The sequence below is a fragment of the Bradyrhizobium genomosp. I (2014) genome (genome assembly GCF_000261685.1).
Classification (GTDB): domain Bacteria; phylum Pseudomonadota; class Alphaproteobacteria; order Rhizobiales; family Xanthobacteraceae; genus Bradyrhizobium.
This window is the reverse complement of sequence record NZ_AJQE01000122.1, coordinates 1-11593: the sequence shown is the minus strand read 5'-3', so window position 1 is coordinate 11593 and position 11593 is coordinate 1. Positions and strand designations below refer to the sequence as shown.

13 protein-coding genes and 1 tRNA gene are annotated in these 11593 nt (G+C 64.5%); 3 read left to right on the top strand and 11 right to left on the bottom strand.

The features are described 5' to 3' along the window. From accD to aroA, 10 genes are all read right to left on the bottom strand, one after another. Positions 1 to 916 (bottom strand): acetyl-CoA carboxylase, carboxyltransferase subunit beta (gene accD, locus IC50_RS11550; RefSeq protein ID WP_035704202.1); only part of this gene is annotated, 916 nt, incomplete at its 3' end. A 111-nt stretch (positions 917 to 1027) separates the two neighbouring features. Then, positions 1028 to 1864 carry a tryptophan synthase subunit alpha gene (gene trpA / locus IC50_RS11545; protein ID WP_035704199.1) on the bottom strand — a complete coding sequence of 279 codons (837 nt, stop codon included), beginning with the start codon at positions 1862 to 1864 and terminating at the stop codon, positions 1028 to 1030. Beyond that, on the bottom strand, positions 1861 to 3078 hold the full coding sequence (trpB, locus tag IC50_RS11540) for a tryptophan synthase subunit beta (protein ID WP_035704196.1): 1218 nt from the start codon (positions 3076 to 3078) through the stop codon (positions 1861 to 1863). Before trpB ends, trpA begins: the two co-directional genes overlap by 4 nt. Continuing rightward, complete coding sequence (locus IC50_RS11535; protein WP_035704193.1) at positions 3075 to 3746, bottom strand: phosphoribosylanthranilate isomerase; 672 nt, start codon at positions 3744 to 3746, stop codon at positions 3075 to 3077. Before IC50_RS11535 ends, trpB begins: the two co-directional genes overlap by 4 nt. 66 nt (positions 3747 to 3812) lie before the next feature. After that, positions 3813 to 4205 carry a lipopolysaccharide assembly protein LapA domain-containing protein gene (locus IC50_RS11530; protein ID WP_035704191.1) on the bottom strand — a complete coding sequence of 131 codons (393 nt, stop codon included), beginning with the start codon at positions 4203 to 4205 and terminating at the stop codon, positions 3813 to 3815. A gap of 155 nt (positions 4206 to 4360) precedes the next feature. Continuing rightward, positions 4361 to 4666 carry an integration host factor subunit beta gene (locus tag IC50_RS11525; protein WP_008539997.1) on the bottom strand — a complete coding sequence of 102 codons (306 nt, stop codon included), beginning with the start codon at positions 4664 to 4666 and terminating at the stop codon, positions 4361 to 4363. A gap of 171 nt (positions 4667 to 4837) precedes the next feature. Further along, the gene (sppA, locus tag IC50_RS11520) at positions 4838 to 5818 is read right to left on the bottom strand and encodes a signal peptide peptidase SppA (RefSeq protein WP_035704189.1); all 981 of its coding nucleotides are present in this window, start codon (positions 5816 to 5818) and stop codon (positions 4838 to 4840) included. A 354-nt stretch (positions 5819 to 6172) separates the two neighbouring features. Continuing rightward, entirely contained in the window at positions 6173 to 7879 is a 1707-nt protein-coding gene (gene rpsA / locus IC50_RS11515; RefSeq protein ID WP_035704188.1) for a 30S ribosomal protein S1, read from the bottom strand. A gap of 269 nt (positions 7880 to 8148) precedes the next feature. Beyond that, entirely contained in the window at positions 8149 to 8787 is a 639-nt protein-coding gene (gene cmk, locus IC50_RS11510; protein WP_035704186.1) for a (d)CMP kinase, read from the bottom strand. Continuing rightward, positions 8784 to 10121: a 3-phosphoshikimate 1-carboxyvinyltransferase gene (gene aroA, locus IC50_RS11505; protein WP_035704204.1), complete on the bottom strand. Its 1338-nt coding sequence runs from the start codon at positions 10119 to 10121 to the stop codon at positions 8784 to 8786. Before aroA ends, cmk begins: the two co-directional genes overlap by 4 nt. Positions 10122 to 10279: 158 nt before the next feature. Here aroA and IC50_RS11500 point away from each other — a divergent pair, with 158 nt between their 5' ends. The 3 genes from IC50_RS11500 (at position 10280) to IC50_RS11490 (ending at position 11251) form a co-directional block, all read left to right on the top strand. Continuing rightward, positions 10280 to 10687: a TIGR02300 family protein gene (locus IC50_RS11500; protein ID WP_035704183.1), complete on the top strand. Its 408-nt coding sequence runs from the start codon at positions 10280 to 10282 to the stop codon at positions 10685 to 10687. Between the two features lie 95 nt (positions 10688 to 10782). Continuing rightward, positions 10783 to 10858, top strand: a tRNA-Ala gene (locus tag IC50_RS11495). A 150-nt stretch (positions 10859 to 11008) separates the two neighbouring features. Next, the gene (locus IC50_RS11490) at positions 11009 to 11251 is read left to right on the top strand and encodes a GIY-YIG nuclease family protein (protein ID WP_028180118.1); all 243 of its coding nucleotides are present in this window, start codon (positions 11009 to 11011) and stop codon (positions 11249 to 11251) included. 3 nt (positions 11252 to 11254) lie between these two features. On the opposite strand, the gene IC50_RS11485 is transcribed toward IC50_RS11490, so the two are convergent. Then, a partial coding sequence (locus IC50_RS11485) for a MarR family winged helix-turn-helix transcriptional regulator (protein ID WP_035704181.1) occupies positions 11255 to 11593 on the bottom strand: 339 nt, incomplete at its 5' end.

Sequence of the window (11593 nt, the reverse complement as noted above, 5' to 3'; positions counted from 1 at the left end):
CCCCGCCAGCCGATACGATCTGCGCCGGGCTCGCGACCGGCTGCACCGATTTCGATGCGCCTTCCAGCGCCGGCGCCTTGGTCAGCAGGCGGCAGAGCCGCGCCAGCGTCGGGCGGAGTTCGTGACGATGCACGACCATGTCGACCATGCCGTGCTCCTTGAGATACTCGGCGCGCTGGAAGCCCTCGGGCAGTTTTTCGCGGATGGTCTGCTCGATCACGCGCGCGCCGGCAAAACCGATCAGCGCGCCAGGCTCGGCGAGCTGCACGTCGCCGAGCATCGCATAGGACGCGGTGACGCCGCCGGTGGTTGGGTTTGTCAGCACGACGATATAAGGCAGTTTTGCCTCGCGCAGCATCTGCACCGCGACAGTGGTGCGCGGCATCTGCATCAGCGACAGGATGCCTTCCTGCATGCGCGCGCCGCCCGATGCGGCGAACACGATGAACGGCGACTTCTTCTCGACCGCCAGCTCCATCCCGCGCACGATGGCTTCGCCCGCGGCCATGCCGAGCGAGCCGCCCATGAAGTCGAAATCCTGCACGGCGATGACGACGGCGGAGCCTTCGAGCTTGCCGTAGCCGACCTTGACCGCGTCGTTGAGATTGGTCCGCGCCCGCGCATCCTTGATGCGGTCGACGTATTTCTTCTCGTCGCGGAACTTGAGCGGGTCGGGCGTGACCTCAGGCAGCGCGACGTCGAACCAGGTCTCGTTGTCGAAGATCGACTTCAGACGCGCCACCGCGCCCATGCGCATGTGGTAGTTCGAGCCGGGAATGACGAACTGGTTGGCCTCGACGTCCTTGTAGAACACGAGCTGCCCGGAATCCGGGCATTTGATCCACAGATTCTCCGGCGTCTCCCGCCGCAGCATGTTGCGGATCTTCGGCCGGACCACATTGGTAAGCCAGTTCATGGTTTGCTCCGATGTGCGAATCCGCTTCGCGGATCGCCTGAAGGGATATATGGCCGCCCGGCCTCTGCCCGGCAAGCCGCCGTGTCGCTCGTCTCGACGCGGAACTATGGCCTATTCGGCCGCTTGTTTCGCGCCTTTGACGCCCTGGGCCAAGGCCACCGTCAGCGCCGCGACGGCGTTGACGGTTTTGCCGGTCGCCCGCCCCTCCGCATCGAGGCTGGTCTTGAGCGCATCGACCAGCGCGGTGCCGACGACCGCACCATTGGCATGCGAGGCAATGGCGCGCGCCGTCTCCGGCGTACGGATACCGAAGCCGACGCAGACCGGCAGCTTGGTGTGCCGCTTGATGCGGGCAACTGCCTCGCTCACCGCCGCGGAGTCCGCCGTCGCCGCACCGGTAATGCCGGTGATGGAGACGTAGTAGACGAAGCCCGAGGTGTTGGCGAGCACGGCCGGCAGGCGCTTGTCGTCGGTCGTCGGCGTCGCCAGGCGGATGAAATTGAGGCCGGCCTTCATCGCGGGCAGGCAGAGCTCGTCGTCTTCCTCCGGCGGCAGGTCGACGATAATGAGGCCATCGACGCCCGCGCTCTTCGCATCGACCAGGAACTTGTCGACGCCATAGATGTAGATCGGATTGTAGTAGCCCATCAGCACGATGGGCGTCGCGTCGTCGTCCTTGCGGAAGCCGCGCACCAGCTCGAGCGTCTTCTTCAGAGTCATGCCGGCCTTGAGCGCGCGCAGGCCCGCAGCCTGGATCGACGGGCCGTCGGCCATCGGATCGGTGAAGGGCATGCCGATCTCGATCACGTCGGCGCCGGACTTCGGCAGCGCCTTGATGATCTCGAGCGAGGTCGCGGGATCGGGATCGCCGGCCATCAGGAAGGTCACGAAGGCCGAGCGGCTCTGCTTCGCAAGCTCGGCAAAACGGGTGTCGATACGCGTGGTCACTTGCTCTTGCCCCTCAGGATGTCGCCGACCTGCGGCACGTCCTTGTCGCCGCGGCCGGACAGATTGACGACCATCAGGTGATCTCTCGGCCGTTTCGGCGCGAGCTCCATCACCTTGGCGATGGCGTGCGCGGGTTCGAGCGCGGGGATGATGCCTTCGAGCTTCGACAGCAGCTGGAACGCGGCGAGCGCCTCGTCGTCGGTCGCGGAGAGATAGTTCACGCGGCCGACCTCATGCAGCCAGGAATGCTCGGGGCCGATGCCGGGATAGTCGAGGCCGGCGGAGATCGAATGCGCGTCCTGGATCTGGCCGTCGTCATCCATCAGCAGATAGGTGCGGTTGCCGTGCAGCACGCCGGGACGGCCCCCCGCGATCGAGGCCGCATGCAACTGCGTAAGTCCGTGGCCCGCGGCTTCGACGCCGAAAATTTCGACGGAGGGGTCATCGAGAAACGGATGGAACAGCCCCATCGCGTTCGAGCCGCCGCCGATGCAGGCGACCAGCGAATCCGGCAGGCGGCCTTCGACCTCCTGCATCTGCGCCTTGGTCTCGTTGCCGATGATCGACTGGAAGTCGCGCACCAGCGTCGGATAGGGGTGCGGGCCCGCCACCGTGCCGATACAATAGAACGTGTTGTGCACGTTGGTGACCCAGTCGCGCAGCGCCTCGTTCATGGCGTCCTTGAGCGTGCGCGTGCCCGACTGCACCGGAAACACCTTCGCGCCCAGCATCTCCATGCGAATGACGTTGGGCTGCTGCCGCTCGACGTCGACGGCGCCCATATAGACCACGCATTCGAGGCCAAAGCGCGCGCACAGCGTCGCGGTGGCGACACCGTGCTGGCCGGCACCGGTCTCGGCGATGATGCGCTTCTTGCCCATGCGTCGCGCCAGCATGATCTGGCCGAGCACGTTGTTCACCTTGTGCGAGCCGGTGTGGTTGAGCTCTTCGCGCTTGAAGTAGATCTTGGCGCCGCCGAGATGCGCGGTGAGGCGTTCGGCGAAATAGAGCGGCGAGGGCCGGCCGACATAGTTCTTGAGATAGCCGTTCATCTCGGCCTGGAACGCCGGATCGGCCTTGGCCGCGGTGTAGGCCTTTTCCAGATCGAGGATCAGCGGCATCAGGGTTTCGGCGACGAAGCGGCCACCGAAGATGCCGAAATGGCCGCGCTCGTCAGGGCCGCTGCGGTAGGAATTGGGTTTGGCGACGTTCATCGAACACTCAACTCTTGGCTTGCATCTTGGGTGGCGCGCGCGGCGCGAATGAAGGTCTGGATCATCTCGGGGTCCTTGACGCCCGGGGCGCTCTCGACACCGGAAGAAACGTCGACGCCGTCGGCGCGGGTAACGCGGAGGGCCTCCGCGACGTTGTGGGCGTGAAGCCCGCCCGAGACCATGTAGGGCAGTTTCAGATCGAGATTTTCCAGCAGGTGCCAGTCGAACGGCTCCCCCAGGCCGCCGGGCCGCGTCGCATCCTTCGGCGCGCGCGCGTCGAACAAAATGCTGTCGGCGACCGCGGCATAGCCGGGCACCACGGCGAGATCGGCTGATGTTGCGACCGGCACCGCCTTCATCACCGGACGGCCGAACCGCTGCTTGATGTCGCGCAGCCGCGCTACGCTCTCCTTGCCATGGAGCTGGAAGATGTCCGGCGACAGCGCATCCATGATGTTGTCGAGCGTGGCGTCGTCGGCATCGACCGTGAGCGCGACCTTGAGCGCGCGCTGCTTCACCTGGCGGCCGAGCGCGCGTCCGACCTCCAGAGAGAGATGCCGCGGCGACGGCGGAAAGAACACGAACCCCACCATGTCGGCACCGGCGTCGAGCGCCGTTTGAAGCGTCTCGCGCGTGGACAGGCCGCAGATTTTGACGAGCAGGGACATGGTCTCAAAGCAGATGGAGGCCGCGGATCCGCGGCCGGAAAACGGTGCTTTCGGTCGGGGCCGCTTCTACAACGTCGCGCGCTGCTTGTCTCGCCCGACGGGCCCGTACAGGCCCACCCCGGAGGGGGAGGGAAGGCGCTGGGGCTCGGGCCTGGCCGCAGCCGCCTGGGCCCGCAGATCGGCCAGTTCGGCCCTAACGGCCCGGGCCTCCGCATCATTCCGGCGCGCCGCGCGCCGCCAGCGCCGCTGACCGAACCAGACGGCAGAGCCCCCGACCACGACGCCCAGCGCAGCCACCAGGATCAGGAGCAGGAACAGCGGCAACGTCAGCGACAGTGACGGGTCGTCGGAAATGAAGGGATCGAAGGAGACCGTGACGAAATGCCGGTTGGCGACCGCAAACGCGACCAGGATCAGGCCCAGCGGAATCACGATCAGCGCGGTCAGGAACTTTCGCATCTCGCTTCGCTCGCCTTGAATCAAGCTTGCGGCCGCATCGTTCGCGGCCGCGAAAACCCCTGATGCCGGCCCTCAGCATGATCCGGAAAAGTGTGCAGCGGCTTTCCGAAAAGATCATGCTCTAACAACAGACTAAAGCGCGATCGCATCGCGCTTTAGTCTGCCGCGCCGGGATCCGGATGGTCGCGGTTCAACCGCTCGCGCATTTCCTTGCCAGTCTTGAAGAACGGAACGCTCTTCTGATCGACGGGCACATGGGCGCCGGTGCGTGGATTGCGCCCTGCGCGAGCAGGACGATGCTTGACCGAGAAGGCACCGAAGCCGCGCAACTCGACGCGATCACCGCGCGCGAGGGCCGCTACGATCTCTTCGAGAATCGCATTCACAATGTTCTCGACATCCCGCTGGTACAGATGCGGGTTGTGCTCGGCGATACGCTGAACAAGTTCGGATTTGATCATCGAGAGATAGGACCCGGAAGCGTGCGGACGACCATTTCCGTGAAAATACCTTGATCTGTCAAGACGCTAAATCAAGGCTGAGCGCCGTGAAAATGCGTGACAAATGCCGAAAAAGCGGGCTGGCCCGGCACTCGCCACACGAGAAAACCTTTCGGAACTCGCCTATCCCAGTCAATTTGATGCGGCCGGCTGCCACAGGGCCAGCATTCCATCCATTCCGAGCCGGTCGACCGCCTGCGCGACGCCGGTTTGGCCGATTTGATGCGCAATCGAGCCCAAACCGAGCGCTTCCAGCGTCACGGCGGCGGCCGTCCTGAGGAAAGTAAGATCGCCAAAGCGCGGCTGGAGCTTGTAATCGCGCACGGGAAGCCCCTTCTTGACGCTCTTGTGCTCGACCAGCCAGGTCACGGCCGTCTTCTCGTCGCCGATCTGGTCGATCAGCTTGAGATCGATCGCCTGACGCCCGGTGAAGACGCGGCCGTCAGCGACTTTTTCGAGCTGCGTGTCATCCATGCCACGCCGCTCCTTCACCATTCCCTTGAACCAGGCATAGGAATCCTTGACCAGCGCATCCAGCGCGGCGCGCGCCTCGGGGCTGGTCGGCTCAAACCCGTTGGGTGCCGCCTTCAGCGGCGAGGACTTCACCTCCTCGACCTTGACGCCGATGGTCTTCAGCAGCTCGGAGACATTGGGGTACTGGAACAGCACGCCGATCGAACCGACCAGCGAGCTCTGCTGGGCGATGATGTGGTCGCTCGCAATCGCGGTGATGTAGCCGCCCGATGCGGCGAGGCCCTCGACCACGACGACCAGCGGCTTCTTCGCCTTCAGCCGAACGAGCGAATCGTAGAGCTGCTCGGAGCCCGCGGTGGTGCCGCCCGGCGAGTTGATGTGGACGATGACCGCGGCGGCCCGCGAATTCTCCAGCCGCTCCAGCGCCTGCGTCCGCTCGGAATCGCTGCGGATCAATCCATCGATATGGACGCGCGCGATCGAGCCGGCGGATGCGAAGGTGCCACGCACTCCGGGCGTCGCGATCAGCGCGAAGCTCGCAATCGCCGCGATCGCGATCAGCGCAGCCATCACACGCCAGAACGTCAGTTTGCGGCGGATCCTGCGGCGATCGACGATGATGTCCGAATCGAGCGACATCGGAATATCTCCAAATGAAAGACTGGGCGCGTTGTGCCGTCACAGCGTGACCATCGGCTTAGCTGAATACATCAATTGCGGCGCAATTTGAAGAAATGAAGGCCTCGTGAGAGCCGGCAAGTCGCCACAAACTCAGTCGTCATCCCCGCGAACGCGGGGATCCATGACCTGGGGAGCAGTGCGAGGCAGAGCTCCCACTGCTAGTCGTCGTCAAACATCTGCCTGTGGGTGGGTCCCGGGCTCGCGCTCGCGCGCCCCGGGACGACAGTCGAGCATGCTGCAACAGAGCACGCAGCGAACAAAAAAAGCCCCGGCTCGCGCCGGGGCTTTGATGCAGCAAAACGGGCGTTTCGCTTACTTGTTGTCGCGGTTCTTGAGCGCGGTGCCAAGGATGTCGCCGAGCGTCGCACCCGAATCGGAGGAGCCGTATTGCGCGATGGCTTCCTTCTCTTCGGCGACTTCGAGCGCCTTGATCGACACCTGGACCTTGCGGGCCTTCTTGTCGAACTGGATCACGCGGGCATCGACCTTCTCACCGACGGCGAAGCGTTCGGCGCGCTGGTCGTTGCGGTCGCGCGCGAGCTCCGAGCGCTTGATGAAAGTAGTGAAGTCGGTACCGGCGATCTTCACCTCGATACCGCTCTCCTTCACTTCGAGCACTTCGCAGGTCACGACCGCGCCCTTCTTGACATCGCCCGGCTCGGCGAAGGGGTCGCCTTCGAGCTGCTTGATGCCGAGCGAAATACGCTCCTTCTCGACGTCCACATCGAGCACCACGGCCTTCACCATGTCGCCCTTCTTGTAGTTGTCGATCACCTGCTCGCCCGGAAGCTTCCAGTCGAGGTCGGAGAGGTGGACCATGCCGTCGACGTCGCCCTCGAGACCCAGGAACAGACCGAACTCGGTCTTGTTCTTGACCTCGCCCTCGACCACCGAACCGGTCGGATGACCTTCGACGAAGACCTCCCACGGATTGCGCATGGTCTGCTTGAGGCCGAGCGAGATGCGGCGCTTGACGGAATCGACTTCCAGCACCTGCACGTCGACCTCCTGCGAGGTCGAGACGATCTTGCCGGGATGCATGTTCTTCTTGGTCCACGACATCTCGGAGACGTGGATCAGGCCTTCGATGCCCGGCTCGAGTTCGACGAACGCACCGTAGTCGGTGATGTTGGTGACGCGGCCGGTGAAACGGGCACCCAGCGGGTACTTGGCTTCGATGCCCTGCCACGGATCGTCGAGCAACTGCTTCATGCCCAGCGAGATGCGGTGCGTCTCGTGGTTGATCTTGATGATCTTGACCTTCACGGTCTGGCCGATCGAGAGCACCTCGGTCGGGTGGTTGACGCGGCGCCACGCGATGTCGGTGACGTGCAGCAGGCCGTCGATGCCGCCGAGATCAACGAACGCACCGTAATCGGTGATATTCTTGACCACGCCGTCGATGACCTGACCCTCTTCGAGGTTCTGCACCAGTTCCTGACGCTGCTCGGCGCGGGTCTCTTCGAGAACCGTGCGGCGGGACACCACGATGTTGCCGCGGCGGCGGTCCATCTTGAGGATCTGGAACGGCTGCGAGTTGTTCATCAGCGGCGCGACGTCGCGGATCGGACGGATGTCGACCTGCGAGCGCGGCAGGAACGCCACGGCACCGTCGAGGTCGACGGTGAAGCCGCCCTTGACCTGGTTGAAGATGACGCCGTTGACCTTCTCGTTGTTCTGGAACGCCTTCTCGAGCTTGCCCCAGCTCTCTTCGCGGCGCGCCTTGTCGCGCGACAGCACAGCTTCGCCGAGCGCGTTCTCGATGCGATCGAGGAACACTTCCACCTCGTCGCCGACCTTGAGGTCGCTTTCACGGCCGGGACCGGAAAATTCGCGCAGCGCGACGCGGCCCTCGGTCTTCAGGCCGACATCGATGACGGCCATGTCCTTTTCAATTGCAACCACCTTGCCCTTGATGACGGAGCTTTCCTGCAGGTTGCCGCCTGCGAAGGACTCGTCGAGCATCGCGGCGAAATCGTCACGCGAGGGGCTATAGGTATCAGCAGAAGTCGAAGCCATTTGTTCTCCAGTTGCGGATGTCTTGCCGGCCGTTGGGTTCATGGGCGCATCGCACGCGCAGTGTCGGAAGGTCCGCAAGACCTTCGAGCGACCGCTCGCTGCCCCGGCTTGGCACCGGAACGGCGGAAGCGGGCCGGCTGAGGCCCGCACGTTCGATACGTGGAAATCTTTGTCCGGAACCTTGATCGCGCCGGCCCCGAAACGAGGGGACCGAAGATATCGACCTCAACGAGGCGGGAGCGGGCGCTTCCTCCAATGACGGCTGCGGCTTAACCCCGCGACCGGCCCGCTCGGACGGCCTCGATAATGTCGATGGCGGCCCGGACGCCGCCTTCTATATCCAGTTGGGAGTTATCTAGCAAGTAAGCATCCGGGGCCGGCTTTAAAGGCGCAATCGGCCGATTCTTGTCGCGCTCGTCGCGCTGGATGATGTCGGCGAGCACGGCCGCCTCGTCCGCCTCCTCGCCCCTCGCCCTGGCCTCCATGGTCCGACGGCGCGCGCGGACCTTGGGGTCTGCGACCACGAAGATCTTCACGTCGGCATGGGGGCAGATCACGGTTCCGATGTCTCGGCCGTCCAGCACGGCCCCGGGCGGATCGGCGGCGAATTGCCGCTGGAAGTTGACCAGGACCTCGCGAACCCTGGGGATCGCCGAGACGATCGAGGCGCCCTCGCCGGCCTTCTGGGTCTTCAGCGCAGGATTGCCGAACTTTTCGGGATCGAGTTCCAATGCGGCCTGCACCGCAGCCGCCTCATCGCGAAGATCATGGCCGGACTGCATGAGAGAGTAGGCCACCGCGCGGTAGATCACGCCGGTATCCAAGTGGCGATAGCCGTAATGGTGAGCGAGGCGCTTGCCGAGCGTCCCCTTGCCCGAAGCCGCCGGCCCGTCAATGGCAATGATCATGAAAACTCGGCCCCTAGCGAACGCATCATCGGAATGAAATCCGGGAAACTGGTGGCGATGAAGGCGGTGTCGTCGACCGCCACGGGCTGGTCGGAGGCGCAGCCCATCACCAGCGCCGACATCGCGATCCGATGGTCCATGTGGGTGGCGACGGTGCCGCCACCGGGGACATGGCCGCGGCCCTCGACGATCAGATCATCACCCGAGATCTCGACCTTGACGCCGTTGACGCGGAGCATGGCGGCGGTGGCCTCCAACCGGTCGGATTCCTTGACGCGCAGCTCCTGCAGGCCGCGCATGATCGTCGTGCCTTCGGCGAAGGAGGCTGCCACAGCCAGCACCAGATATTCGTCGATCATCGACGGCGCGCGCTCCGGCGGCACCTCGACGCCGCGCAGTTTTGACGCGCGCACGCGCAAATGCGCCATCGGCTCACCGGCGTCGCCCCGCACTTCGCTCTCCTCGATCGAGGCGCCCATCTCGCGCAGCGTGGTGAACAGACCGGTGCGCAGCGGATTGGTCATGACGTCGGACAGCAAGATATCGGAGCCCTCGACGATGAGCGCCGCGACGACCGGGAAGGCCGCCGATGAGGGATCGGCGGGCACGACGACGTTCGCGCCATGCAGTTCGGGCTGGCCCACCAGCGTAATACGGCGGCCGTGCGGGCCTTCCTGAACCGAGGTGATGTCGGCGCCGAAATGCTTCAGCATCAGCTCGGTGTGGTCGCGGCTGGCCTCGGTCTCGATCACGGTCGTGGTGCCCGGCGCAGCCAGGCCCGCCAGCAGCACGGCCGACTTGATCTGGGCCGAGGCGACCGGGGTCTTGTAGGTGATCGGCAGCGGATCACGCGCGCCCTGGAGTGTCAGCGGCAGACGGCCGCCCTCGCCCCCAAGCACGACCCGGGCGCCCATCTTTTCCAGCGGATCGAGGATCCGGCGCATGGGGCGGCTGCGCAGCGAGGCATCGCCGTCGAACACCGCCGAGATCGGGCAGCCGGCGACGGCGCCCATGACCAGCCGGCAGCCGGTGCCGGAATTGCCGAAATCCAGTGGCGCCTTGGGCGGGGCGAAGCCGGCGACACCCACGCCCTGCACCTTCCAGGCGAAATCGCCGATGCGCTCGACCCTTGCGCCGAGCGCCTGCATGGATTTGGCCGTGTTGAGGACGTCCTCGCCCTCCAGCAAGCCCGAAATCCTGGTCTCGCCGACCGCGAGCGCGCCCAGGATGAGGGCACGGTGGGAGATCGACTTGTCTCCGGGCACCCGTACTTTCCCGGTCAGGGGACCGCTGGCGCGAGACTGGAGCGGCCTCGGTTGGTCGGAATGGGTCAAGATTGTGTCCTTGAATAGGCCCTGTGGGCTGGCGCGCAGGTACCACATGGTCCGCACCCCGTCACGGGCATGTCGTTCTCCCGTAATGCGCTATTGACAGCGGGCCGCCAACTAGCCAAGTGAAGCACCGCTTTTCAGACATTCCCAGGATTCCTGCCGTGGCCAAGTCAGAACTCGGAACCAAACGTATTTGCCCGACCACGGGCAAGAAGTTCTACGACCTCAACAAGAATCCGGTGATCTCGCCCTATACCGGCGAGGTGGTGCCTATTGCCCCGATCGCCCCCGCCCGTGCGCCCCGCGGCGCCGAGGCCCGCAGCATGGCCCAGGACACCGCGCCGGAGCCGGCGGAGACCGAGGAGTTGGTCTCCCTCGAGGAGGCCGATGCCGAGGAGAACACCGGCAAGGTCAAGGCCGTCGTGCCCGAATCCGAGGACGATATCGAGGTCGATGAGACCATCGACGACGATGATGACGATGATTCGACCTTCATTGCCGACGAGGAAGAGGGCGACGAGGACGTCACCGACATCATTGGTGATGTCGGAGGTGATGAAGAGACTTGAGATCAGCCCTGATCTGTGAAAAAGGGTGCACCGCGCGAGTCGCTGGGCTCGCCGGTCCGGGGTGATCAACCAGGTTCACCCCGGTTTAGGACTAAGGGGCCATAGCTCAGCTGGGAGAGCGCTTGCATGGCATGCAAGAGGTCGGCGGTTCGATCCCGCCTGGCTCCACCACGCTTCGCCCTTCGGGCTACGCGTGGCGCAGCCGCGCGGAGCCTGAAGGGTGAAGCGTGGTGTCCGGCGTAGGCCCGTAGGGCGAAGACGGACTGCCTCACGTTCTGATTTCCTCGACTTCCCATCCGGCTACCCAGCCGCGAGACATCGATGTGGTATGTCTACATCATCCGGAGCATCGAGTTCCCCGACCAGGAATACATTGGCGCCACGGAAGATCTGAAGCGACGTCTCCCGGAGCACAATGCCGGCAAATCCGCTCACACCGCCAAGTTCGTGCCGTGGAAGCTGGTCTGGTACTGCGCATTCCCTGATAAGCTGAAGGCCTTGGCATTCGAAAAATACCTCAAATCACACTCCGGTCGCGCCTTCTCGAAAAAGCGGCTCTGCTAACCCCTACTCCCCGATCACCGCATTCAGCCTGTCGCGCAGCGCGACGATTTCGTCCTTCATCGCGACCAGCTGCGACACCGAGCAATCCGACGCCGCCAGGATCGACTGTGGCACGGCGCGGGCCTTTTCCTTGAGCGCGTATCCCTGCGGCGTCAGCGCGATCAGCACCTGACGCTCGTCCTCGCGCGAGCGGCTGCGCCTGACGAGATGGGCGGCCTCGAGCCGCTTGAGCAGCGGCGTCAGCGTGCCCGAATCCAGAAACAGTTTCTCGCCGATGTCCTTGACCGGCACGTCGTCGCGCTCCCACAGCACCAGCATCACCAGATATTGCGGATAGGTCAG

Bases quoted from the DNA above. Each gene is read 5' to 3' on its own strand.
- trpB (WP_035704196.1), bottom strand. From the start codon at position 3,078: ATGAACGTCGCCAAACCCAATTCCTACCGCAGCGGCCCTGACGAGCGC.
- sppA (WP_035704189.1), bottom strand. From the start codon at position 5,818: ATGTCGCTCGATTCGGACATCATCGTCGATCGCCGCAGGATCCGCCGC.
- cmk (WP_035704186.1), bottom strand. From the start codon at position 8,787: ATGATCATTGCCATTGACGGGCCGGCGGCTTCGGGCAAGGGGACGCTC.
- IC50_RS11535 (WP_035704193.1), bottom strand. From the start codon at position 3,746: ATGTCCCTGCTCGTCAAAATCTGCGGCCTGTCCACGCGCGAGACGCTT.
- rpsA (WP_035704188.1), bottom strand. From the start codon at position 7,879: ATGGCTTCGACTTCTGCTGATACCTATAGCCCCTCGCGTGACGATTTC.
- IC50_RS11530 (WP_035704191.1), bottom strand. From the start codon at position 4,205: ATGCGAAAGTTCCTGACCGCGCTGATCGTGATTCCGCTGGGCCTGATC.
- IC50_RS11490 (WP_028180118.1), top strand. From the start codon at position 11,009: ATGTGGTATGTCTACATCATCCGGAGCATCGAGTTCCCCGACCAGGAA.
- IC50_RS11525 (WP_008539997.1), bottom strand. From the start codon at position 4,666: ATGATCAAATCCGAACTTGTTCAGCGTATCGCCGAGCACAACCCGCAT.